Source organism: Actinoallomurus acanthiterrae (genome assembly GCF_054775715.1).
The window spans coordinates 5,610,611-5,634,305 of sequence record NZ_BAAHCO010000001.1 but is presented as its reverse complement, the minus strand read 5'-3'; the positions used below and the strand labels follow the sequence as shown (position 1 = coordinate 5,634,305).

Annotated in this window: 21 protein-coding genes and 1 riboswitch; of the genes, 8 read left to right on the top strand and 13 right to left on the bottom strand. The window is 71.9% G+C overall.

All coding sequences use genetic code 11. The features are described 5' to 3' along the window. Positions 1-55: 55 nt before the first annotated feature. Complete coding sequence (locus ACYVF7_RS26680) at positions 56-1,237, top strand: ROK family transcriptional regulator (protein ID WP_460346136.1); 1,182 nt, start codon at positions 56-58, stop codon at positions 1,235-1,237. Between the two features lie 9 nt (positions 1,238-1,246). Here the strand turns inward: ACYVF7_RS26680 and ACYVF7_RS26675 are convergent, their stop codons facing one another. From ACYVF7_RS26675 to ACYVF7_RS26650, 6 genes are all read right to left on the bottom strand, one after another. Then, positions 1,247-1,735 (bottom strand): hypothetical protein, encoded by a 489-nt coding sequence (locus ACYVF7_RS26675; RefSeq protein ID WP_460346134.1) that lies wholly within the window; start codon positions 1,733-1,735, stop codon positions 1,247-1,249. A 44-nt stretch (positions 1,736-1,779) separates the two neighbouring features. Then, entirely contained in the window at positions 1,780-2,907 is a 1,128-nt protein-coding gene (locus tag ACYVF7_RS26670; protein ID WP_460346132.1) for a tetratricopeptide repeat protein, read from the bottom strand. Positions 2,908-3,203: 296 nt separating this feature from the next. Then, positions 3,204-3,803, bottom strand: a complete 600-nt coding sequence (locus tag ACYVF7_RS26665) for an SMI1/KNR4 family protein (protein WP_460346129.1) — start codon at positions 3,801-3,803, stop codon at positions 3,204-3,206. A gap of 162 nt (positions 3,804-3,965) precedes the next feature. Continuing rightward, positions 3,966-4,796, bottom strand: a complete 831-nt coding sequence (locus ACYVF7_RS26660; protein ID WP_460346127.1) for an alpha/beta fold hydrolase — start codon at positions 4,794-4,796, stop codon at positions 3,966-3,968. Between the two features lie 32 nt (positions 4,797-4,828). Then, complete coding sequence (locus ACYVF7_RS26655) at positions 4,829-4,927, bottom strand: DUF397 domain-containing protein (protein ID WP_460346125.1); 99 nt, start codon at positions 4,925-4,927, stop codon at positions 4,829-4,831. A 24-nt stretch (positions 4,928-4,951) separates the two neighbouring features. Then, a complete protein-coding gene (locus ACYVF7_RS26650; RefSeq protein WP_460346123.1) occupies positions 4,952-5,809 on the bottom strand; it encodes a helix-turn-helix domain-containing protein in 858 nt (285 codons plus the stop codon). A gap of 146 nt (positions 5,810-5,955) precedes the next feature. On the opposite strand from ACYVF7_RS26650, the gene ACYVF7_RS26645 reads away from it, so the two are divergent. Beyond that, on the top strand, positions 5,956-6,138 hold the full coding sequence (locus ACYVF7_RS26645) for a hypothetical protein (protein ID WP_460346121.1): 183 nt from the start codon (positions 5,956-5,958) through the stop codon (positions 6,136-6,138). 45 nt (positions 6,139-6,183) lie between these two features. On the opposite strand, the gene ACYVF7_RS26640 is transcribed toward ACYVF7_RS26645, so the two are convergent. After that, positions 6,184-8,496: an ATP-binding cassette domain-containing protein gene (locus tag ACYVF7_RS26640; protein ID WP_460346119.1), complete on the bottom strand. Its 2,313-nt coding sequence runs from the start codon at positions 8,494-8,496 to the stop codon at positions 6,184-6,186. 59 nt (positions 8,497-8,555) lie between these two features. Here ACYVF7_RS26640 and ACYVF7_RS26635 point away from each other — a divergent pair, with 59 nt between their 5' ends. Then, a complete protein-coding gene (locus tag ACYVF7_RS26635) occupies positions 8,556-9,509 on the top strand; it encodes a helix-turn-helix transcriptional regulator (RefSeq protein ID WP_460346117.1) in 954 nt (317 codons plus the stop codon). A gap of 111 nt (positions 9,510-9,620) precedes the next feature. Here the strand turns inward: ACYVF7_RS26635 and ACYVF7_RS26630 are convergent, their stop codons facing one another. After that, positions 9,621-10,127, bottom strand: a complete 507-nt coding sequence (locus tag ACYVF7_RS26630; RefSeq protein ID WP_460346115.1) for a hypothetical protein — start codon at positions 10,125-10,127, stop codon at positions 9,621-9,623. Between the two features lie 184 nt (positions 10,128-10,311). On the opposite strand from ACYVF7_RS26630, the gene ACYVF7_RS26625 reads away from it, so the two are divergent. Beyond that, positions 10,312-10,848, top strand: a complete 537-nt coding sequence (locus tag ACYVF7_RS26625; RefSeq protein ID WP_460346113.1) for a TrmH family RNA methyltransferase — start codon at positions 10,312-10,314, stop codon at positions 10,846-10,848. Between the two features lie 10 nt (positions 10,849-10,858). Here ACYVF7_RS26625 and ACYVF7_RS26620 read toward each other — a convergent pair whose 3' ends face one another. Beyond that, positions 10,859-11,155, bottom strand: coding sequence for a MoaD/ThiS family protein (locus tag ACYVF7_RS26620; protein ID WP_460346111.1), 297 nt, complete (start codon positions 11,153-11,155; stop codon positions 10,859-10,861). Then, complete coding sequence (locus ACYVF7_RS26615) at positions 11,152-12,267, bottom strand: WD40/YVTN/BNR-like repeat-containing protein (RefSeq protein WP_460346108.1); 1,116 nt, start codon at positions 12,265-12,267, stop codon at positions 11,152-11,154. Before ACYVF7_RS26615 ends, ACYVF7_RS26620 begins: the two co-directional genes overlap by 4 nt. A gap of 217 nt (positions 12,268-12,484) precedes the next feature. On the opposite strand from ACYVF7_RS26615, the gene ACYVF7_RS26610 reads away from it, so the two are divergent. Beyond that, positions 12,485-13,561, top strand: coding sequence for a glutamate--cysteine ligase (locus ACYVF7_RS26610; protein WP_460346104.1), 1,077 nt, complete (start codon positions 12,485-12,487; stop codon positions 13,559-13,561). Positions 13,562-13,764: 203 nt separating this feature from the next. Here ACYVF7_RS26610 and gcvP read toward each other — a convergent pair whose 3' ends face one another. After that, the gene (gcvP, locus tag ACYVF7_RS26605) at positions 13,765-16,602 is read right to left on the bottom strand and encodes an aminomethyl-transferring glycine dehydrogenase (protein WP_460346101.1); all 2,838 of its coding nucleotides are present in this window, start codon (positions 16,600-16,602) and stop codon (positions 13,765-13,767) included. 160 nt (positions 16,603-16,762) lie between these two features. After that, positions 16,763-16,859: riboswitch (glycine riboswitch) on the bottom strand. Between the two features lie 114 nt (positions 16,860-16,973). On the opposite strand from gcvP, the gene ACYVF7_RS26600 reads away from it, so the two are divergent. After that, positions 16,974-17,861, top strand: a complete 888-nt coding sequence (locus ACYVF7_RS26600; protein WP_460346098.1) for an SCO6745 family protein — start codon at positions 16,974-16,976, stop codon at positions 17,859-17,861. A gap of 147 nt (positions 17,862-18,008) precedes the next feature. Here the strand turns inward: ACYVF7_RS26600 and ACYVF7_RS26595 are convergent, their stop codons facing one another. Together ACYVF7_RS26595 and ACYVF7_RS26590 are read right to left on the bottom strand one after the other, a co-directional pair. Continuing rightward, positions 18,009-18,863: an ABC transporter permease gene (locus tag ACYVF7_RS26595; protein ID WP_460346095.1), complete on the bottom strand. Its 855-nt coding sequence runs from the start codon at positions 18,861-18,863 to the stop codon at positions 18,009-18,011. Continuing rightward, positions 18,860-19,819 (bottom strand): ATP-binding cassette domain-containing protein, encoded by a 960-nt coding sequence (locus ACYVF7_RS26590; protein ID WP_460346093.1) that lies wholly within the window; start codon positions 19,817-19,819, stop codon positions 18,860-18,862. The genes ACYVF7_RS26595 and ACYVF7_RS26590 overlap by 4 nt, the downstream gene beginning before the upstream one ends. Positions 19,820-19,939: 120 nt before the next feature. On the opposite strand from ACYVF7_RS26590, the gene ACYVF7_RS26585 reads away from it, so the two are divergent. Continuing rightward, positions 19,940-20,680 (top strand): TetR/AcrR family transcriptional regulator, encoded by a 741-nt coding sequence (locus tag ACYVF7_RS26585; RefSeq protein ID WP_460346090.1) that lies wholly within the window; start codon positions 19,940-19,942, stop codon positions 20,678-20,680. An 85-nt stretch (positions 20,681-20,765) separates the two neighbouring features. Then, positions 20,766-23,555, top strand: coding sequence for a flippase-like domain-containing protein (locus tag ACYVF7_RS26580; protein ID WP_460346087.1), 2,790 nt, complete (start codon positions 20,766-20,768; stop codon positions 23,553-23,555). The last annotated feature ends 140 nt before the right edge of the window (positions 23,556-23,695 follow it).

Genomic DNA, 23,695 nt, shown 5'->3' with positions numbered 1-23,695 from the left:
TTAGAAGTGTTGCGATCCAGCCAATTAATCGCCGAATCGGTTATAATTGCGCGTCGTGACCCACGGACTCGAGACGGCGAGCCCTCGTGGCGCGGAACGGCGCGTCGTCGAGCTCCTCGACCAGCACGAGGCCCTCACCCGCGCCGAGCTCGCCCGGCTCGCCGCGCTTCCGGTCAGCACGGTGACGGGAGCGACGGCCCGGCTGCTCGCACGTGGCGTACTCGAAGAAGCTCCTAAATCCGGGCACGATCCGGCGCGCGTACGGGGCCGGCCCGCCACCCTGCTCCGGCTCGTACGCGGGGCGTCCCTGGTCGGCGCCGTCGTCATCACGCACCGGGTCGCCCGTGCCGCGCTCATCTCCGCCGACGGGCGGCTGTTCGGGCGGGTCGAGGAGCCGTACGACTGGCTACAGTGCCCGGACATCGTCGCCGAGGTCGCCCGGCTGCTGGCCGCCGCCCGCGAGAAGGCCGTCGGCGCGGCGGCTCTGGACCACATCGTTCTCGGCCTGCCCTACCCGTACCAGCAAGGCGTCGGCTTCTCGCGGCTCGAGGCGTTCGCCGCGCGTCCCGCGGACGCTCCGCCGATGTCCGCGTGGCTGTTCAGGGACCTCGCACCAGATCTGACCGCGGCCTTCGGCGTACCTGCGACGGTCGACAATGAGTGCAACCTCGCCGCACTCGGCGAGGTGGCGTTCGGCGCCGCCCGAGGCCGCCGGCACGTCATCTACCTGAAGCTGGTCACCGGGATGGGCGCCGGGCTCGTCGTGAACGGACAGCTCGTGCACGGCGCGAACGGCCTCGCCGGCGAGCTCTCCCACCTCCACGTCGACGACACCGGTCCGATGTGCCGCTGCGGGGCTCGCGGATGCCTGGGCGTGGTCGCCAGTCCCGACCAGATCCTCGACACCGCGCGCCCACTGCTCGGCGCCGACGTGAGCATCTACGACGTCCTCGGGCTCGTGGCCCAGGGCGACCCCGCCGTCCGGCGCGTTCTCGACGACCTCGGCCGCCTGGTCGGCCGGCACCTCGCCCCCGCCTGTGTCATGCTCAACCCGCAGATGATCGTCGTGGACGGGACGCTCGGCCCCGCGGCCGCTCCCGTCATCGAGGGTCTCCATGACGGGCTTCGCCGGCACATGCCCGCCGGGGCGTACGAAGCGCTGACGCTCACCGTCGGGAAACTCGGCGGCGACGCGGAGCTACTCGGAGCAGCCCAGGTCGCCCGCACCCGGGCATGAGGTCGAAGGCTAGCGTCGGTGGAACATTCGCAAGAGTTCCCGGTCCGTCGCCGACGACACGAAGGCACCGACCAGACTGCCGTTGGTCGCGGTACCACAGACGTACCGAATCGAGACCCTGAGCTCGGGCGCGCCGGAATAGCGCGCGATGAGCAGCAATTGCCGCTCAAAGGAGGGCGTAGGACATCCGTGATCACCGAGCCTGAAAGGTGCCCTGGTAAGACCTACTACGCGAGGGATGTCGCGCTGCGCGACCGTGCTTCCGGCTTCGAGTATCGGAGCGTCGTCGCGCTGGTCGTCGGCTCGATAGAAACACGCCAAGAGCGCGTCGGGCGTATCAGTGATCAGCCGCCTTCCGTCGACATTACGGAATTCCCGCGCCTGCCGCGCACGCCCCGCCAAAAGGGGGGAAGACGGACAATCCTCCGATATCGGTAATAACCGTCTGACGCTCATCGTGTCCGCCGACAGTGCCGTGACGGCGACGAGCACGGCCATGACAGCGGCCGGCCGATGAACGACCCCGCGTGGCACGCTGACCATCAGTCGGCGTCGGGCCAGCCGGGAGGCAGGACGGGCACGTCGGAGCCCATGGCCTGGCGGAGGCGCTCGGCGAAGCTCTCCTGCAGCGCGCGCCCCCACGGATAGGCCGCGGGGACCCGGACGGCCTCCCCCATCACCTGGTACGCCTCGGCGGGCAGGCCGTCCGCGCCGTTGGCGTAGCGCGCGGCGATCACCGCGTACATGTGGTCGAGGGCCCCGAAGACCTCGCCGGTGAGCGCCGGCACGGAGTTGGCGCGTACGGCAGTCTCCACCTCGCCCTCCCACCAGAGGTCCTCGCCCTCGGCGGCGAACGTCCGGCGCAGCCGGGCGCGTACGTGCTCGCCGAGCGCCGGGTCGTCGAGACCCCGCCGCCAGATCTCCTGGGCGGCCTCGTCCCGGCCCCGGAGGGGAAGCGTCCGGGCGAGCAGTTCGATGGCCAGGGGGACGACGTCCGGGTCGGCGTCCTCCCCGGGCGTCACGCTCCCGAACGCGTTGATCGCCTGCTCCAGGTGGGCGATGCCCAGGCTGACCGCGAGCCGGGCGTGCGCCTGCGGGTCGCGGCCCCGGTCGACGAGGTCCAGGGCACCGGACAGCACCCGCTGCGCGCGGGCCGGCTCACCCCACTCGATCAGACGAAGGGCCAGGTCGTGAGCTGCGACCGGCGCGTACTCCGGATCCTCGGTGGCGATGACCTGCTCCCACCACTCACACGCCCGGCGGGTGTCGCCGTCCTCGTCGGCGAGCTGGGCGAGCGCGAGACAGGCCGGCGGGAGGTAGGCGCGGTTGCCGAAGTCGACGACGGCACTCCAGGCGTCACGGGCCTGGTCGCGCTCACCGGCCCGCTCCCATGACAGCGCGAGGTGGTACGCGGCGCGGGCGCCGTACTCCGGATCCCCCGTCGCGATCGCGAGCCGGTCCGCCTCACGGGCACCCTCGTGATCTCCGCGTCCCTCCAGCACGACCGCCAGGCCCAGCGCCGCCTGCGCTCGCTCGGAGGTGTCGCCGGTCTCCAGGACACTGCGGAACAACTCGGCGGCGCGTTCGAGATCGCCGCTTTCGGCGTGGTTACGGGCCTCTTCGAGAATGGTCGACGGGTCGGCCGTCGCCTCGTCCGGAGTCGTGCTCATCGCTCCCTCCGATCGCACGACGACCCGTAGGCCGGGGTCCGTAGTGATGCCTCGTCGCTCGCACTCATTCTCCGTGCCCTTGGGGGTAGGCGCCGCTTTTTGCGACGAGCCTAACGGGACCGAGCCCGCTTCGTCCCCTCACGCGCCGTCGATCTGGCCGGTGGAGGTCACCGGCACGGAGAAGCCGCGCGAACACGCCGTCCTACATCGACACCGGCTCACTGCTCCGCTACGAAGCGACCGTCCTCATCGCAGCCATCAGCGAATGGCCGTGACCAGCACGGTCGGGACAGGTCCTAATGGTGGGTTGATCGTGGTTCACCGGAGTAACGGTCCAAGCCCGCCTTCCAGCGTTTTTGTTGTTCAAGCCAGTGCACGTAGCGCGGAGAGGCCTGGCGGAGGTCGATGCTGAGGGGGTAGGGGTCGTACTCGTCCAGGAGCAGCCTGCGGAGGAATTCGACCATGCCGCAGCGAAAGAGAGTGAAATCATCTTGGGTGTGTCGGCCACAGACCAGGACCGGCCAGTTGTCGGGGTCGGGGTCGGTGGTCACCCAGCACAAGATGTCGGGGCCCGAGGTGATGCCCCAGGCGAGGATGTGGTCCGGGTCGATGTCGAGGCCTTCTTGGCCGTCCAGCATCTTCCAGATGTCACGGGCGTTCTCCGTCTCCTCCTCGAAGGTTCCGGGGTCCCACTGGATGTACTCCTTGGGCAAGGGCATGAGGATGCCGACCTCGGCGAAGGAGCCGGCGCCGTAGATGGACATGAAGGCCATGTAGTCACGCGGGAACCGCGTGCCCCACCGTGCCTCGGCCGCCGACCAGTCGATCTCCTCGTCCGCGCCAAGATCCGGAGGCAGGACCTCGGCCAGCGCTGCCATCCCCGTCGGGTCTTCCACGACACTCCCTTCGATCACGTCGCTGGAAGCCTACGAGGTCGCACTGACACACGCCGCAACCGAGGCAGACGGCGGCGACCAGCACTTTCGATACACGCGCCCAAGAACGGGGCCGACTGCGGCTGGGCCGTCAGAGCCTGGGCCGCGAGATGGTGATCAAGGTCAACCCGATGGCCCGAATTCTCCGCCCTCAGCGCTGACGTCGCTGAGGAAGTCCCTGATAATGCCGTACAGACGCTCCGGCCTCTCCAGATGAAGATCGTGCCCTGTCCCCGGCACGCTGACGGCCACAGATTCCGGGTGTCGCTTGATCATCTGTTCGGCCTCCTGCAATGACAGAAGGCCGGATTGGGCCAGCACGAGCATCGTCGGGCACCGGATCCGTTGCCATTCCGTCCAGAAGGACCGCTGGGCGTTCTCCGCGAGCGAGCGGACCATCACATCCCGGTCGAAGCGGGGCCATAGACCGTCGGCTCGCCTCTCGAGTCCGTCAGCCCAGCCTCGGCCGAGCGCGCCGCCGCCGAAGAAGGCCACCGCCGCCTCGTCCGAGCGGAACGGCACCGGCCAGGAGTCGAGCCACTCCCCGATCCGTGCGGGGCCACCCGGATCCTGGCCGCCGGGGCCGGCTTCGACGAGCACCAGTGCGCAGACGAGCCCCGGGTACGCCGCGGCGGTGAGCATCGCCGTGTGCCCGCCCAGCGACTGGCCGATCAACGTCACCGCGCCCAACCCCAGGCGCTCGATGACGACGGCGACGTCCTGGACGTACGCCGAGCGCGAGACGTCGGCGGGATTCCGCTCGCTGCCGCCATGCCCACGCTGGTCGACCGCCAGGACGCGGTATCGAGACCGAAGCGGCCGTGCCAGCGCGTCCCACTCCCCCGCGTGACCGGCCAGACCGTGCAGCAGCACCACGGGCGGCCCTGTCCCACCGCTGTCGAGGCAGCGCAGTCGCACGCCCTCCCGTACGACCGCTCGCTCGATCCACTCCACTACCGGCCGAGCGGGCGGGACCCGGCGACCCGTCAGCGGACGACCACCGCCACCTCGACGCACTCGCCGCCCTCGGGATTGCTACGGGTGCTCTTGCGCCAGTCGGCTCCTGCCAGCTCCGGTGCTGCCACGGCACGTCCTCTTCCGTCGGTCGGCTACAGCTGCTCCATCACCGCCGCGATCACCGCGAGCGACTTGTCGACGCCCACGCCGTTCGCGACCAGATGATCGATTCTGTTCCTATATTCCTGGATTTCCTCCTCGCGTTCCAGATAGAGCGCGCCCGTGGAGTACTCCATGTAGACGATCGGCGAATCCGTCGGGTCGGGGAACCGGAGATAGCTGAACGACTCCGGCGTGGCGAGCACCGGGCCCGCCTCGTACGGGAGGATCTGGATGACGACGTTGGGGAGTTCGGACAGTCGCAGCAGGTGTTGGAGCTGGGCGCGCATGACCTGGCGGCCGCCGACGATGCGGTGGAGGACGGACTCGTCGAGGATGGCCCAGACGCGTAGCGGGTCCTCTTTCGTGAGGAGTTCCTGCCGGGCCATGCGCAGTTCGACGCGGCGGTCGACCTCTTCCGGCTTGAGGCGGAGGACGTCGACGCTCATCAGGGCGCGGGCGTAGTCGGGGGTCTGGAACAGGCCGTAGAGGAGCTGGGAGCGGTACGCCTCGATGGACGAGGCCGCCGTCTCCAGGCCAAGGAAGATCGAGAACTGGGCGGGCAGGACGTCGTCGTACCCCTGCCACCAGCCCTTCTTGCGTGAGTCGCGGGCGAGGCCGGTGAGCGTCTCGCGGACCTTCTCGTCCGTGACGCCGTACAGGTCGAGGAGGTCGCGGACGTCGCGGGGATGCAGCGGTGTCCGCGCGGTCTCCATTCGGCTGAGCTTGGTGGGTGAGCACTCCAGGTGCTCCGACGCCTGCTCGAGCGTGAGGTGGGCTCCTTCGCGGAGTCGGCGCAGCTCCAGCGCCACGCGGCGCCGCCGGAACGTCGGGCTGTCTTTGATCGCCATCGTGCCTCCTTGGGGGGATTCCGTGGCACCATCGTCGCCAGGCCCATAACTCTCCGCAAGCGGTTCGTCGCAATTCGCACATGGGACGTGCGCCCGACGACACCCCCGCGTCAGTGGCCTGTTCCGGACATCGCCCGACTATTCGGATGGATCACGGCGCATCTCCGGTCGTCCTGACGAGCGCGGAGGCGGCGATGGCGGAGTACGAGGGCCGCCGCGCCACGGCGGTGTTCGCCGTGCCGCTGCGGCACTACCGGCCCGAGGACATCCGCGGGGCCCTGGTCGACGAGACGGCCGAGTCGACGCTGCTCGTCCTCGCCGGAGGCTGATCCCCGGGCGCCCTCCGCCGCTCCGGCGGAGGGCGCCCGGCGTCTTCACCGCTCGATGGCTCGGCGCAGGTGGTGCGCGGTGACCGAGCCGGCCGTACGGAGCAGGTCGGCGGGGGCGCCGGCGAACAGCACCCGGCCGCCGTGACGTCCCGGGCCGGGGCCGAGGTCGATAACCCAGTCCGCCTGGGCCATGACGGCGAGGTCGTGTTCGATGACGACGACGGTGCCGCCGCGGTCGACGATGCGGTTCAGCAGGGCGAGGAGCTCGGCGACGTCGGCCATGTGCAGACCGCTGGTGGGCTCGTCGAAGACGTAGACCCGGTCGGGCCGGTCGAGCTCCCGGGCGAGTCGCAGCCGCTGCCGCTCGCCGCCGGAGAGGGTGGTCAGCGGCTGCCCGAGCGAGAGGTACCCGAGCCCGACGTCGACCAGGTGCTCGAGCACCCGGCGGACCCGCCGCTCGGAGAACAGCTCGACCGCCTCGCGGGCGCTCAGCGCGAAGACGTCGCCGATCGTACGGCCGCGGTACCGGTGACGGAGAGCCTCGTCGGTGAACCGGCGGCCGTCGCAGACCTCGCACACGCTCACCATCGGTTCCAGGAAGGCCAGGTCCGTGTAGATGACGCCGAGTCCGCCGCAGCGTGGGCAGCCGCCTTCGGCGTTCGGGCTGAACAGCGACGCGCTCACCCCGTTCGCGGCGGCGAACAGGCCGCGGATCGGGTCGAGGATGCCCGTGTAGGTCGCCGGGGTGGACCGGCGGGAGGCGTGGACGGCGTCCTGGCCCACGAGGACGACGTCCGGGCGCAGGTGAGGCAGGTACCCGTGGACCAGGGTGCTCTTGCCCGAGCCGGCGACGCCGGTCACGACCGTCAGCACACCGAGCGGAACGTCCACGTCGACGTTCCGGAGGTTGTGCCGGGTGGCTCCCCGGATCTGGACGGCTCCGGCCGGCCGCCGGAGACGCGTCTTGAATCGGATCGGACGGTCGAGGTGGTCGCCGGTGACCGTGCCAGAGTGCGCCAGCCCGGCCACGTCGCCTTCGTAGAGGACCTGGCCGCCGTCCCGGCCGGGGCCCGGTCCCAGGTCGATCACGTGGTCGGCCGCCCGGATGACGTCCGGGTCGTGCTCGACGACGATCACCGTGTTGCCGTTGTCCCGCAGCGTCCGCAGCAGCGCGAGGAGATCGGCGACGTCGCGGGGATGCAGGCCGACGCTCGGCTCGTCGAAGATGTAGGCCATGCCGGTCAGGCTGCTGCCGAGGTGCCGCACCAGCTTCACCCGCTGCGACTCGCCGCCGGACAGCGTCGCGGTCGGCCGGTCGACGGTGAGGTATCCGAGGCCGATCCGCACCAGGCGTTCGAGATGGGCGACGAGCGCCGCCACGACGGGTTGCGCAGCCGGAGCGTCGACCTCACGGATCACCTCGAGGAGTTCGGCGACCTCCAGGGCTGCGCACTCGGCGATGGTCCGGCCGTCGATCCGGCAGGACAGCGCCGTCTCGGACAGGCGGGCGCCCCGGCACGCCGGGCAGACGTCCTCGCGGACGACCTTCTCGAACGCCTCACGGGTCGCGCCCCGGAGCGACTCGACGTCCTTCGGCAGCCAGATCCGCTCGAAGCGCGTCAGCAGTCCTTCGTAGTTGGCGGCAGGTCCGCTCCCTGCGCGTCGCCGGGCGGCCGTCGTCCCGCCGTCGAGCGGTGCGGCCGTCGTCTCCCCGTCGGGCGGTGCGGCAGCGGGCGCGCCGCGCAGGAAGACCTGCCATTCCTCGGGCGTGTAGTCGGCCAGCGGCCTGTCGAGGTCGAAGTGGCCCGACTCGGCGAACGTCCGCCACATCCAGCCGCCGACGTGAAAGGTCGGGAAGCGGATGGCGCCGTCGTTCAGCGACAGCCGCCGGTCGAGGAGTCGGTCGACGTCGACCGCCCGGACGGTGCCGAGGCCCGCGCACTCCGGGCACATGCCCTGCGGGTCGTTGAAGGAGAAGACGGTCGATTCGCCGACGAACGGGCGGCCCGCGCGGGACCACAGCAGCCGCATCAGCGCGTAGATCTCCGTGGCCGTGCCGACCGTCGACCGGGTGTTGCCGCCGAGTCTCTTCTGGTCGACGACGATCGCGGCCGGGAGATTCTCGATCGCGTCGGCGTCGGGCCTGCCGTACCTGGGCAGCCGGTGACGCGCGAAGGCGGTGAACGTCTCCCCCAGCTGACGCTGGGACTCGGCGGCGATGGTGTCGAACACCAGCGATGACTTGCCCGACCCGGAGACCCCGGTGACGACCGTGAGCCGCCCCTTCGGGACCGCGACGTCGACACCCTTCAGATTGTGCTCGCGCGCCCCGGCGACGCGAATGTGATCATCCGTCATGCGGGCGACGGTAGGAACGGTTGTGGTCAGATCCCGGCCACAACCCGTGCGACGCTGGCATGGTGACCGATCCGAGCAGGCGGACGCTGGAGTTGCTCTCGCTCCTGCAGGACGGGCGGGCGTGGCAGGCCGCCGAACTGACCGCGCGTCTCGGCACCTCCCCCCGCACCCTGCGACGTGACATCGACCGGCTCCGGGATCTCGGCTATCCGGTGATCTCCGAACGCGGGCCGGACGGCGGCTACCGCCTCGTCGCCGGGCGGGCCATGCCGCCGCTCCTGCTCACCGATGACGAGGCGGTGGCGGCCGTCGTCGGGCTGCGGTTCGCCGCCCTCGCGCAGGTGGACGGGGCGACCGGCGCGGCCGACGGCGCCCTGCGCAAGCTTCGGCAGGTGCTGCCGCCGCGTCTGAGGTCCCGGATCGAGGCGGTATCCGCGTCGACCGAGGCGATCTCGCGCACGACGACGACGCTGGACCTGCGTACCGTCGAGGTGCTGGGTTCGGCCGCCCACGCGCGCCAGCACGTACGGTTCCGGTACACCAGCCGCGACGGACGGCGGACCGAGCGCCGCGTCGAGCCGTACCGGCTGATCCTGCTCGGGCGGCTCTGGTACCTCCTCGGTCGGGACCGGGAGCGGGAGGACTGGCGGACGTTCCGCGTCGACCGGATCGAGGAGGTCGGCGTCCCGGGGACGACCTTCACGCCGCGCGAACCGCCGGCCGACGGCACGGCGAGCTTCGCGCTGAGCGGGGCGCCGGCCGAGGGCGCCGCAGGCGTGGTGCGGTTCGCCGCGCCGCTCGCCGTCGTGGCCGAGCGCTTGGTGGCGGAGGCCGGCTCGCTGGAGGAGATCGACGCCGAGAGCTGCCGGTACGTCACGGCGACCGACGCGTGGGAGTGGCTCGCCACCGCACTGGCGGCGGTCGGGGTCCCGTACACGATCGAGGGGCCACCGGAGCTCATCGAGAGCTCGCGGCGGCTCGCGCGGCGCATCGCCAACGCCGCCGGGTGCTGAACGGGCACCCGCCGGGGGCGAGGCTCGCCAGGGTCAGGTAGATGCGCCGTCATCCCCACAGGTCTGCGAGGACTCCCCCGATCACAAGGCTCCTGGACGTCCGAGAGCACCTCAGCCGGGCCGGATGACGATCGTGCTGACTGTCCCGTTGCCCCAGATGGTGGTGTTCATCATCATGCGGTGATCAACGGACAACACCCAGAACTCGGGCACGAACCGGGTCGTGAACATCCCCGCGAAATGGCCCCGGAGCTGTTCAACTTCGCTTCCGGCGATGTCCCACCCTTCCAAGAGCCGGACCCGCACCCACGCCCGTTCCGGCTCATGAACGGGGTTCTCCGAGTAATCGACGCTGATCAGGAACTCGCGCTGTTCATTGAAGAGGTCGAACTCGATGGCCATTCGCAGCCAACCCGCGTTGACCTTGGCGACGAGATCGGGATCGTTGACGTCGACGACCTCGTCGGGCCTTGCGTCGAAACGCCCGTCCTCCGTACGGGAACTCGCCGCCGACCTATTCGGCTTCAGCGGCAGTCGGATCTCGCCTTGTTCACGCGCGATGAACAGCAGCCCCGCAGGAGCCAGCGCGGCGGCGATGTCGGCATCGGTCAGGGGCACCCGGGCACGATAGCCGACCCGACGATCATCGGCTGATCGATCCGCCGGATGCTGAGCGGGCATCGGCCGGAGTACGATCGGTGTCAAAGGCCCGGTCGATCATCGGGCACGTCGATGGCCCGCGTCCGCCGCGAAGGGCGCCGCACATGACGATTCTCCCGAAGGGCGTCGCCGCCCGTACGAGGTGAGCCAGGAGACGCCCGCCGGCCGGGCGATCCGGGTCCGCTCCCATCGTGACCTGCGCGCCGCCCGCCGGCGGCGCGCCCACCGCTGCTGGGACCACCTGATCGCGGCTCCATTGTGGCCGCTGCACGGCGTGAACCTCGGCACGCTGCTGCGCACCTGCGACGCCGTCGGGGCGTGCCTGGCCGTGCCGCGGTGGCCCTGGGTGCCCGAGGCGCTCCGCCGCGGCAACACGCTGCGGACCGGCAGCTGCGTGCACTGGGTGAACGACCCGTTCCGCTGGCTGGCCGAGCGCGGCCGGGACGGCACCCGGATCCTCGGGGTCGAGCTGGCCGAGGGCGCGGTACGGCTGGCGGACCTGCCGATGGCGCGCGCCCGTACGGTGCTCGTGCTGGGCCACGAGCAGACCGGGATCCCGCCCGAGGCGCTCGATCTGCTGGACGAGGTGGTCGAGATCCCGATGATCGGGACGGGTGCGAGCCTGAACGTCGCCGTCGCCGGGTCCCTGGTGCTCTACAAGCTCGCGGGCATGGCCTGACGCCCGGCCGTCAGCCGCCCGCCATGGCACCGACGATCATGAACGGCTCGGCTCCGGTCGTGACCGGTTCGGGCAGTGGCGTGTCGGACGGCTCGTGGGACAGGTCCTGTTCGCAGGCGTAGTACCGGACGAACGCCCGGCGTCGCCGCGTGCCGTGGTCGCGGATCGTGCCGCGCAGCACCGGGTAGCGGGCCTCCAGCGCGTCGAGGACGGAGCCCGGCGTGGCCGGCGCGGGCACGTCGAGCTCCACCTCGCCGTGCACCTGGGCGAGGACCTTCAGGTGCGCCGGCAGTACGACGCGGATCACGACAGGGTCTGGACTTCGACGGACAGGACGGCCGGGAGGTCCCGGACGATGGGCGCCCAAGTGTCCCCGGCGTCGGCCGAGACGTACACCTGCCCGCCGGTCGTGCCGAAGTAGACGCCGCAGGAGTCGAGCGTGTCGACGGCCATCGCGTCGCGCAGCACGTTGACGTAGCAGTCGCGCTGCGGGAGTCCCTTCGTGAGCGGCTCCCAGTCGTTCCCGCCGGTACGGCTGCGGTAGACGCGCAGCCGCGCGTCCGGCGGGTAGTGCTCGGCGTCGCTCTTGATCGGGACGACGTAGACGGTGTCCGGCTCGTGGGCGTGTACCGCGATGGGGAAGCCGAAGTCGGTCGGCAGGTCACCGCTGACCTCGTGCCAGGAGTCGCCGGCGTCGTCGGTCCGCATGACGTCCCAGTGTTTCTGCATGTAGATGGTCTCCGGCCGCGACGGGTGCATCGCGAGGCGGTGGACGCAGTGGCCTACCTCGGCGTCGGGGTCCGGGATGCCCTCGGAGCGCAGGCCGCGGTTGATCGGCCGCCAGGTCTCGCCGCCGTCGTCGGTGCGGAACGCGCCCGCGGCCGAGATCGCCACGAACATCCGCCGTACGTCGGCCGGGTCGAGGATGATCGTGTGCAGGCACATCCCGCCCGCTCCCGGCTGCCAGGACGGCCCCGAGCCGTGCCCGCGCAGCCCCGGCAGCTCCTGCCAGCTCTGACCGCCGTCCGTCGACCGGAACAGCGCCGCGTCCTCGACCCCGGCGTAGACCGTGTCCGGGTCGGCCGGGGACGGCTCCAGATGCCAGACCCGCGCGAACTCCCAGGGATGGGGCGTGCCGTCGTACCACTGGTGGGTGCCGGGGACACCGTCGTACTCGAACCGGTTGCCGACCGCCTCCCAGGTCCGGCCGCCGTCGTCGGACCGCTGGATCAGCTGCCCGAACCATCCGGTGGACTGCGAGGCGTACAGCCGTGACGGGTCGGCCGGCGAACCGGTGAGATGGTAGATCTCCCAGCCGCCGAAGTGCGGCCCGCTGATCTCCCAGTCCTCCCGCCGGCCGTCCGAGGTCAGGATGAACGCGCCCTTGCGCGTGCCGACGAGTACGCGTACGCCGCTCATGCTCACTCCTCTCCGCACCTCGAGCGCCGTGACGTCGCCCAAAATGCGGTCCGATACCCGACATGTCGTCATTGACCTGCGGGTTCGCAGGTCACCCACGTTAGACCACGGCGAGCCGAAAAACTCATCGCCGGCATGAACAGGGGCCCGCCGGACCCCGGTTCCGCGACCGATCGCGGGGTAGGGGAGGGATCCCTGATCACCGAGGAGGTCGTGGTTGCGAAGTTTCGGCGTCGAAGAGGAGCTGCTGCTCGTCGCGCCGAGCAGTGGCGTCCCCGTCGCGCTCGGCGAGGCCGTCACGCGTGGCGACGGCGATGACGCGCCGGAACACGAACTGCAGCGGCAGCAGATCGAGACGAGCACCGATCCGTGCACGACGCTCGACGAGCTGTCCGGCCGGCTGCGGAAGCGGCGCGGCGCCGCGGCCGAGGCCGCCCGGCGCACCGGCTCGGAGATCGCCGCGCTCGCGACCTCCCCTCGGGCCGTCACCCCGTCGACCACGCCCGCCGAGCGCTACCTGCGCATGGCCAGGGAGTACGCCCTCACCGCGCAGGAGCAGCTCACCTGCGGGTGCCACGTCCACGTGAGCATCGACTCCCAGGATGAGGGCGTGGCGGTGCTGGACCGGATCCGCCCCTGGCTGGCGCCCCTGCTCGCGATGACCGGGAACTCGCCGTTCTGGCAGGAGCGCGACAGCGGCTACGACAGCTATCGCTACCAGGTCTGGGGGCGCTGGCCGTCCGCCGGTCCGACCGAGGCGTTCGGCACGCCGAAGATCTACCACGACACCGTACGGTCGATGATCGAGTCCAAGGCGCTGCTCGACGAGGGGATGATCTACTTCGACGCCCGGCTGTCCCGCCACTACCCGACCGTGGAGATCCGGATCGCGGACGTGTGCCTGATGGCGGACGACGCCGTCCTGATGGCCGCGCTCGCCAGGGGGCTCGTGGAGACCGCCGCCCGGGAGTGGCGGGTCGGGGAGCCGCCGATGGCGGTGCGCACGGAGCTGCTGCGGCTCGCGTCGTGGCGGGCGAGCCGGTCGGGCCTCGGCGGCGAGCTGATCCATCCGGTGACGCAGCGCCCGGCCCCCGCCGGCGTCGTCGTACGCGCGCTGCTCGAGCACGTCGGCCCGGCCCTGGCCGACACGGGCGACCTCGACACCGCGAACGAGCTGGCCGGACGCCTGCTGGAGCGCGGCAACGGGGCGTCTCTGCAGCGGGCGGTGTACGAGGAGACCGGCGACCTGTCCGCCGTGGTCAACGCCGCCGTGGCCCGTACGCTCACCGGCTGAGCGCGTGCCGGCACCGTACCGTCGAGGTCCTCAGGACCCGCGGCCCTAACGGACGCGGGCGACATTGGGACCGTGGGCTCTTGCCGGGGGCGTGCTCGCTCCGCAAAGCGGCGGTACGGTCGGTGCGGAGTGGGTCTCCGCCGCGTGAAACGGCGGGACCGCGGGGCGAGCCCGCGGTCCCGCCGTCGTCCGGCGGCCCGGCCTCAAGACTCGAAGGCCTCCGGCGGCGGGCAGGAGCACACCAGGTTGCGGTCGCCGTACGCCTGGTCGATGCGGCGCACCGGCGGCCAGTACTTGTTCTCCCGCAGGGCGGGCAGCGGGTACGCCGCGTCCTCCCGGCCGTAGGAGTGCTTCCAGTCCGTGGTGAGCAGCGACGCGGCGGTGTGCGGGGCGTTCTTCAGCGGGTTGTCGTCGGCGTCGTACTCCCCTGCCGCCACCCGCTCGATCTCCTGGCGGATCTGGATCATCGCGTCGCAGAAGCGGTCGAGCTCGGCGAGGTCCTCGCTCTCGGTGGGCTCGATCATCAGCGTGCCCGCGACCGGGAAGGCCAGGGTCGGCGCGTGCAGGCCGTAGTCGATGAGCCGCTTGGCGACGTCCTCCGCCGTGATCTTCGTGTCCTTGGCGATCCTGCGGAGGTCGATGATGCACTCGTGCGCGACCAGGCCGCCCCGGCCGGTGTAGAGCACCGGGTAGTGGTCGGACAGGCGCTTGGCGACGTAGTTGGCGGCCAGCACCGCCGTCTCCGTCGCCGCGCGCAGCCCGTCGGCGCCCATCATCGCGATGTAGGTCCAGGAGATCGGCAGGATGCCCGCCGAGCCCCACGGCGCGGCGGAGATCGGGCCGCTGCCCGTCTCCGGGCCCGCCTCCGGGCGCAGCGGGTGGTTGGGCAGGAACGGCACCAGGTGCTCGCGCACCCCCACCGGGCCGACGCCGGGACCGCCGCCGCCGTGCGGGATGCAGAAGGTCTTGTGCAGGTTCAGGTGTGAGACGTCCGAGCCGAACTCCCCGAGCCGGGCAAGGCCGACCAGGGCGTTGAGGTTGGCGCCGTCGACGTACACCTGCCCGCCGGCGTCGTGCACGCTCTTGCAGACGTCGGTGATGGTCTCCTCGTAGATACCGTGCGTCGAGGGGTACGTGATCATGATCGCGGCGAGCTGGTCGCGGTGCTTGTCGATCTTGGCGTGCAGGTCGTCGAGGTCGATGTCGCCGTGGTCGGTGCTCTTGACCACGACCACGCGCATCCCGGCCATGACCGCGCTGGCGGCGTTGGTGCCGTGCGCCGAGGACGGGATGAGGCAGACGTTCCGGTGGCCCTCGCCGCGGGCGGCGTGGTAGCCGTGCACGGCGAGCAGGCCGGCCAGCTCGCCCTGGGAGCCGGCGTTCGGCTGCACCGAGACCTTGGCGTACCCGGTGATCTCCGCGAGCCAGGTCTCCAGCTCCTCGATCAGCCGGACGTATCCGCGCGCCTGCTCCAGCGGCGCGAACGGGTGGATCTGCGCGAACTCCGGCCAGGTGATGGGCTCCATCTCGGTGGTCGCGTTGAGCTTCATCGTGCACGAGCCCAGCGGGATCATCGAGCGGTCCAGCGCGATGTCCTTGTCCTGCAGGCGGCGCAGGTACCGCAGCATCGCCGTCTCCGAGCGGTGCGCGTGGAAGACCGGGTGCGTCAGGTAGCCGCTCTCCCGGCGGACGGCCGGCGGCAGCGCGGCCCCCGCGTGGACGGACAGGGCCTCGTTGTCGGCCAGGCCGAACGCCCGCCACACCGCGGTGACGTGCTCGTCCGTCGTGGTCTCGTCGCAGGCGATCCCCACGTGGTCGGCGTCGACGAGCCGCAGGTTGATCCCGAGCTCGCGCGCCCGCCGTACGACCTCCTCGGCGCGGCCGGGGACGCGGGCGAGAACGGTGTCGAAGAAGGTCTCGTGGACGATCTCGGCGCCGACCGCGGCGAGGCCGCCCGCGATGCGCACGGCCTGCTCGTGGACCCGCTCGGCGATGCCCCGGAGCCCCTCCGGGCCGTGGTAGACGGCGTACATGCTCGCCATCACGGCCAGCAGCACCTGAGCGGTGCAGATGTTGCTCGTGGCCTTCTCGCGGCGGATGTGCTGCTCGCGCGTCTGCAGCGCCAGGCGGTAGGCCGGGTCGCCGTCCACGTCGACGGACACGCCGACGAGGCGGCCGGGCATCTGCCGCTGCAGGCCCTCGCGCACGGCCATGTCGCCGGCGTGCGGGCCGCCGAAGCCGTACGGCACGCCGAACCGCTGCGACGTCCCGACCGCGATGTCGGCGCCGAACTCCCCCGGCGGCGTGAGCAGCGTCAGGGCCAGCAGGTCGGCTGACACGACGACCTGCGCGCCGCGCTCGTGGGCGCCATCCGTCACGGCCGACAGGTCCCGCACGGCACCGCTCGCACCGGGGTACTGCAGCAGGACGCCGAAGAACTCACCGTCCGGCAGGCCCCCGGACAGGTCGGCGACGACGACGTCGATGCCGAGCGGCAGCGCCCGCGTGCGGATGACCTCGATCGTCTGCGGCAGCGCGTCGGCGTCGATCAGGAAGGTGTCCCCGGCCTTTGAAGCCCGGTGCGCGAGGGTCATCGCCTCGGCTGCCGCGGTGCCCTCGTCGAGCAGGGAGGCGTTCGCGACCGGCAGGCCCGTCAGGTCGCTCACGACGGTCTGGAAGTTCAGCAGCGCCTCGAGACGGCCCTGGGAGATCTCCGGCTGGTACGGCGTGTAGGCGGTGTACCAGCCAGGGTTCTCCAGGACGTTCCGGAGGATCACCCCGGGCGTGACCGTGCCGTGGTAGCCCAGACCGATCATCGAGGTGAGGACCTGGTTCTCCGAGGCCAGCTCACGCAGCCGGGCCAGCGCCCGCACCTCGGTGAGCGCCGGAGGCAGATCCAGTGGGCGGTCGGTGCGGATCACCGTGGGCACGGCGGCGTCGACGAGGGCCTGGACGGTCGGAAAGCCGACGGCCTTGGCCATCTCGGCGCGGTCGCCGCGCGACGGCCCGATGTGCCGATCGGCGAAGGGGACCTCGGTCATTGGGGAGCCTCCTGGTGCGATGGATGCGCAACCACCACCGGGCAGGCCGGTGGCCGGTCTCCCCCTCTGTCAGTGAACCTGAGAGCTTCACCGCGCCGGAGCGCGGCTTGCACCTTCGGTGAGGTCTGGCGTGGATCGCCGGCCTGCTTTCCAGAGGTGCCTAACTCGTACGGTCCTTTTGCCTGAGAGGTTCCGGGGAGGGTTGCTCCTTCGGCGCCCCGCACCACACTGTGCGAAGTCTCTCCCGTACGAGGTCGACGGCGGTTCCACCCTACCGGAGGCTTCGCCCCTCGCCACGGTCCCGGCTCCCCGAAGATCAGTACGTCGCCCCGTGCGACGATGGGCGGCCCGGCGGCGACGAGGAGGGGCCGATGGACGAGACCTGGCGGCTGATCGAGTGTTGTCACGCGTTCGTCTACTTCGCGCCCGAAGCCAAGGCGGCGTACGCCGACGCGGGCCTCAAGGGCTTCTGGATGGGCTACTTCGCCTCCCGGTCGGCGGCCCTGGGCGCGCCCTCCCCCGAGGTGGTCACGGCCGCGTTCTACAACTTCGCGCCGCGCATGGTCGCCCGCGCGATCCCCGACGCCTGGCGCTACTCCTCGCCCGAGACCGTCCTGGCCGCCCGGACGGCCGTCGTGGACCGGTCCCTGCGCCGCCTGCTCGGCGACCTGGTGGACTCGGCCGACGTCGCGGAGGCCGCGGCCCTGGCGGGGCAGGCGGCGGAGGCGGCGCCGGCCCCGGGCCGCGTCCTGTTCGCCGCGCACGCCGCTCTGCCCCGGCCGGCCGAGCCGCACCTGGCGCTGTGGCACGCCGTCACCGCGCTCCGGGAGTTCCGCGGGGACGGGCACGTCGCCGCCCTGCTCACCGGCGGGCTCGACGGCTGCGAGGCGAACGTCGTCGCGGGCGCCCTCGGCCTCACCCCGCCCGAGCAGCGCGAGTTCCGGGGCTGGACCGAACAGGAGTGGACGGCCGCAGGCGACCGGCTGCGGGACCGGGGCCTCCTCGACGCGGACGGCGCCCTCACCACCGAGGGCCGCGCGGACCGGCGCGCGATCGAGGACACCACCGACCGGCTCGCCCGCCCGCCGCTGGACGCCCTCGGCCGGGACGGCGCGGCCCGGCTGGCCGGCCTCCTCCGCCCGCTCGCGCGGCGGCTCGTCGAGGCCGGCGCCGTGCCCTTCCCGAACGCGATGGCCATGCTCCGGTCCGGCCACGGTGCCGACGACCAGGGCGCAGGCACGGGCCCGGCACCGTCCTGACCTCGGCCGGCCCGGGGCAGGGCGGCCGCGACCAGTCCGCGGCGGAGCGGCCGGGGCGGGACGGCCGTGGCCGGTCCGGGGCGGAGCGACCGCGACCAGTCCGGGGCAGGGCGACCGCGGCCGGTCCAGTCCGGGGCGGGGCGGCCGTCAGCGGTTCACCGTGCGGTACCGGTGTACCGCCGCCGGGACGAAGACGAGCAGTAGAACGGCCGACCACAGCAGGCTCGCGGCCACCGGGTGTCGGAGCGGCCACACGAGGTGAGCGTTCCCGACCACGCCGGGGCTGCCGAACAGATCACGGCACGCCGCGACGATCGCGCTGACCGGGTTCCAGTCGGCGATGGCGCGCAGCCACGCCGGCATTCCCGCGGTCGGCACGAACGAGTTGGACACCATCGTGATCGGGAAGATCAGCGGGACGAGCTTGTCCAGCGTCTCCTCCTTGAGCAGCAGTCCGAGCAGCACACCTCCCCAGCTGATCGCGTAACGCATGAGGACCAGGAGGGCGAAGGCGGTCAGGGTCCGGACCGGCCCCTCGTGCGGGCGCCAGCCGACGGCGAAACCGCAGGCGACCATGACCACCATGCCGAGGGCTCCGGTGATAATGTCCGCGCCCGTCTGCCCGAACGGCACCGCCGACCGCGCCACCGGCATGGACCGGAACCGGTCCATGACACCGCGGCCGACGTCCTGGGCGACCACCATCGAGGTGGCCAGCACGCCCGTGAACGCGGTCATGCCGAACAGGCCGGGCATGAGGTACTCGCGGTAGTTCCCCCCGCCCGGGACCGGGATGGCGCTGCCGAAGACATAGCCGAACATCACCACCATGACCGCCGGGAACACCAGCTCACCGACCAGCTCTCCGGGCTGCGCCTTCAGGTGGCCGAGATTCCGCCGCACGATCGTCCGCCCGTCGGCGAGCGCCCACCGGAGCCGCCCGATGGCCGACGCGGGCCGCGTCGGCAGCCGCAGGACGCTCACGCCGTCTCCCCCGCTCACGCCGCCACCTCCTCGACCTTGGTAGCGCCGGTGAGACGGAGGAACACCTCGTCGAGCGTCGGGCGGCGCATGGCGACGTCCTCGGCCGCGACGCCGGCCCGGTCCAGTTCGAGCACCATGTCGGTGAAGGACACCGAGCCCTTGACGGGGACCCCGACTCTCCGGTTGGCGTGGTCGACCTCGGGCTCGGCGCCGGCGGTCCTCCTCAGCACCGCCGCGGCCGCCTCCAGTGTCGCCGCGTCCCGGACGACGACGTCGACCCGGGTGCCGATCGTGGCCTTCAGCTCGTCGGGCGTGCCGAAGGCGATCGCCTGTCCCTGGTCGATCACCGCGATCCGGTCGGCGAGCTGGTCGGCCTCGTCGAGGTACTGCGTCGTGAGCACGACCGTCGTCCCGCTCGCCACGAGCTCGCGGACGGTGTCCCAGATCTCGCCGCGGCTGCGCGGATCCAGGCCGGTGGTCGGCTCGTCGAGGAACAGCACCGGCGGGGCGATGATCAGGCTGGCGATCAGGTCGATGCGGCGCCGCATGCCGCCGGAGTAGGTCTGCACGATCCGGTCGGCGGCGCTTGCCAGGCCGAACCTCTCAAGGAGCTCGTCCGCCCTGGCACGGGCGACGCGCTCGGGCAGGTGATAGAGACGGCCGAACATCCGCAGGTTGTCGCGGCCGCTGAGCTTGTCGTCCATCGAGGCGTGCTGGCCGGCCAGGCCGATACGGAAGCGCACCTCGTCGGCGTCGCGGACGACGTCGTATCCGGCCACCCTGGCCTGCCCCGCGTCGGGGAGGGCGAGGGTGGTCAGCACGCGCACCGCGGTGCTCTTGCCCGCGCCGTTCGGCCCGAGGAGCCCGCAGACGGTGCCGCGGGCCACCTCCAGGTCGAGCCCTCGCAGGGCCTCGGTCCGGCCGAACCGCTTGCGCAGCCCCTCGGCCCAGACCGCGATCTCTGAATCGCTCATCGTCACCCCGTTCTAAAACAGCGTACGTCGTACACTTCGTGTGTACATCGTACGCACCTCTGCGTACGCCGTACAAGTGCTGATACGATGTACGCACATTGACCTGCGGGAAGGGGCCCGATGGCGGCGGAGGACGGCGACGGCACGGCGCCGGAAGCGCGCGTGACCATCTGGGAGCGCCTCGAACGCCCCGCACGCGGTCCCCGGCCCGCGCTGACCCACGACCAGATCGCGCGCGCCGGGGTGGAGATCGCCGACGAGCAGGGGCTCGACGCGGTCTCGATGCGGCGGCTGGCCGAGCGCCTGGGCGTCGCGACCATGGCGCTGTACCGGTACGTCGCGAGCAAGGACGACGTGATCGAGCTGATGATCGACGCGGTGGCCGCCGAGATCGAGATCCCCCGGGACAGCGGCTGGCGGGAGCTCGCACGAGGCTTCGCCGGCCAGCTCCGCGCCGTCGGCCTGCGGCACCACTGGCTGAACGCGGCGCTCGCGCGCTCGCCCCATGTGCTCACGCCGAATCTGGTCGAGCGCGTCGAGGAGATGCTCCGTTCACTCGACGGGCTCGGCCTGGACGTCGACGCGATGATGGCCGTGTTCGGTACCGTCAACTCCTTCGTACGCGGCGCGACGGCCGGCGAGGTGATCCAGCGGGAGGCCGTACGAGAGGGAGGCTGGGCGTCAGAGGAGGAGGCGCGGATGGCCTACCTGCCGTACGTCCAGTGGTTGATCGGCACCGGCCGCTATCCGACGCTCACCCGCTACATCGTCGAGGGCTCCAACGAGGACGACGCGCAGTGGCAGTTCGAATTCGGCCTGGAATGCGTCCTGGACGGCATCGCCGCCCGGCTCGGGATCTGATCCACGTTCCCGCCGGGACGTCGATCGGGCGACACAACGGACACCACCCGCACGTTCCCGGCGATGGGCTGGGAGGATTCACTGCGTGTCCGTGAACGAATCCCCCGGCCGGCGCCCCGGCCCCGACCGCGCCGTTCAGGGAAACCCTCCCCCGCCGCCCACCACCGAAACGGCCGCGGAACCACCTCGGGACCGCCCCGCCTCCGGGACCCCGGCGGAAATCCCGGCTGCCCGGCCCACCACGGAAGCCCCGGACACGGAGCCGACCGCGGAAAGCCCGGGCTCCCGGCCGGCCGCAGACGCCCCGGCCGAACAGCAGGCCACAGGAAACCCAGCAGACGAGCCGACCTCGGAGAACCCAGCCGCCCAGCCGGCCACAGACGCCCCGACTGAGGAAGCCTCTGCGGGGGACCCGGCCGACGGGCGGGCCTCGGCCGTCCCGACCGATGGGCGGACCCCGGCCATCCCGACCGGCGGGCGGACCCCGGCGATCCCGGCCGACGGGGTTCGGGTCGACGAGCCGTCGCTGCCGCGGCGGATCCGGCGGCCGTCGGATGCCATCCGCTTCCTGCTGTCGGTGAGCGTCATCGTGCTCATCCTGCTGCTGGCCCACGTCGCCCGACACACGACCAGCGGCCTGGCCTCCGACATCGCCAACGGCACCGAGCGCGCGCCGCACCTGCTCCTCACCCTCGCCAACCTCGCCTCGGGGATCGGCGTCCTCGCCGTTCCGGTCGCCTTCGGCGTGGACCGCGTCATCCGGCGGACCGGCCTGGTGGTGGCGATCGGCGTCCTCGCCGCCGTGGTCGCCCTGGGCGTCTCCCTCACCCTCGACTCGTGGATCACCGCGGCGGGCATGCGCGACCTGGCGTGGTACCTGACGTGGAGGCGGCACGGCGGGTGGTTCCCCGGTCCGGCGCACATCGACATCACGCCCGTGATCGCCTACGTCACCGTCGTGGGGCTGGGCGGCCGCACCCGCTGGCAGCTCGTGACGTGGACCGTGATCGGCCTGGACGCCGTCGCGTCGCTGGCGACCGGCGCCATCACGCCGCTCGCGGTGCTGACCACGTACCTCATCGGCCGTGCCGTCGGCTACGCCACCCTGTACGCGGTGGGGTCGCCCAACATCCGGCCGCCCGGCGACGCCGTGGTGGCCGCGCTCCGGCGGGTCGGCCTCGCGCCGGTCCGCGCCGCGCGCGCCGACGACGGTCCCGAGGACACCCGCCGCTATACCGCGACGCTCGCGGACGGGCGGGCCGTCGACGTCACCGTGCTCGACCGCGACCAGCAGACGGCGGGACTGCTCTACCGCCTGTGGCGGCGGGTGCGGCTGCGGGGCGGGACGCCGCCGCGTACGATCCGGTCGCTACGGCGCTCGCTGGAGCAGGAGTCGCTGATGGCCTACGCCACCGCGGCGGCGGGCGCCTCGACCCCGAGGCTGCTGGCGACGTCGGAGGTCGGCAGTGAGGCCGCGCTGCTCGCCTACGAGCACGTCCCCGGCCGGCTCCTCGCCGATCTGCCCGACGAGGAGCTGACCGACGAACTGCTCACCGCGATCTGGACCCAGCTGAAACTCCTGCAGGACCGGCGCCTCGCCCACCGGCGGCTGGCCGGCGAGAGCGTCCTCGTCGACGACGCCGGACGCCCGTACCTCGTCGACCTGCGGGCCGGCGAGACCGCCGCCGGCGACCTCGTCCTCCGCATCGACCTGGCGCAGCTGCTGACCGAGCTGGCCCTGCGCGTCGGCGCCGAGCGGGCCGTACGCACCGCCGCCGACGTGCTCGGCGACGACGCCCTGGGCGCCGCCGTGCCACTGCTGCAGAACGTCGCGCTCGCCCGGTCGACGAGGAACGCCCTGCGCCGGGACAGGAAACTGCTCAGCCGGATCCGCGAACAGATCCGCGTCCTGAGGCCGGAGCTCGTGACGGCCGCCCAGCCGTTGCACCTCGACCGGTTCCGGCTTCGCACGCTCCTCAGCGTGCTCGCCGGAACCGTCGGCGCGTACCTCCTCCTGTCGCAGCTGAGCAACGTCAACCTGCCCGATCTCGTGGCCCACGCCGACCTGCGCTGGTTCGCGGTCGGCGCGCTGGCCTCGGCGGTCAGCTATCTGGCGGCGGCCCTCATGCTGATCGGGTTCGTGCCCGAGCGGCTGCCGCTGGGCCGTACGGTGCTGGTGCAGCTCGTCGCGTCGTTCGTGAAGCTCGTGGCGCCCGCCGCGGTCGGCGGCATCGCCGTGAACACGCGCTATCTCCAGCGGGCGGGCGTGCCGGCCGGGCAGGCGGCGGCGAGCGTCGGGGCCTCGCAGCTGACGGGGATGGGCTTCCACATCACGATGCTGGCGCTGTTCGCGTACATCACGGGCAGCGACAACAGCCCGTCGCTCCCGCCATCCCGGATCATCATCGTCTCGCTGCTCGCGGCGGCCGTGCTGGCGATCCTCGTGCTGTCGATCGGGCCTCTGCGGAGGCTCGTCGCCTCGCGGATGCGTTCGATGTTCTCGGGGGTGGTCCCCCGCCTGCTCGACGTGCTGCAGTCACCCAAGAAACTCGCGACCGGCATGGGCGGCACCGTCCTGCTCACGGTGGCGTTCGTGCTCTGCCTGGACGCGTCGATCCGCGCGTTCGGCGGTTCGCTGAGCCTGACGACGGTCGCGGTGGTCTTCCTCACCGGCAACGCCCTCGGCTCGGCCGCGCCGACGCCGGGCGGCCTCGGGGCCGTGGAGGGCGCGCTCTCGCTCGGACTGACCCTCGCCGGGCTGCCGGCCGGGACGGCGACGTCGGCGGTGCTGCTGTTCCGGCTGCACACCTTCTGGCTGCCGGTCCTGCCCGGCTGGGCGTCGCTGTCCTACCTCCAGCGCAAAGAGGCGATCTGACCCGGCGCCGCAGCGGCGTCCACCCAAGCGCTGTTCACCGCGTCGTCGGGTCGCGCAGCGCGGCGTCCGCCCGACCGCCGCTCACCGCGCCGCGCAGCCTGGTACCCGCCTGAACACTGCTCACCGCGCCGCGCACCCCG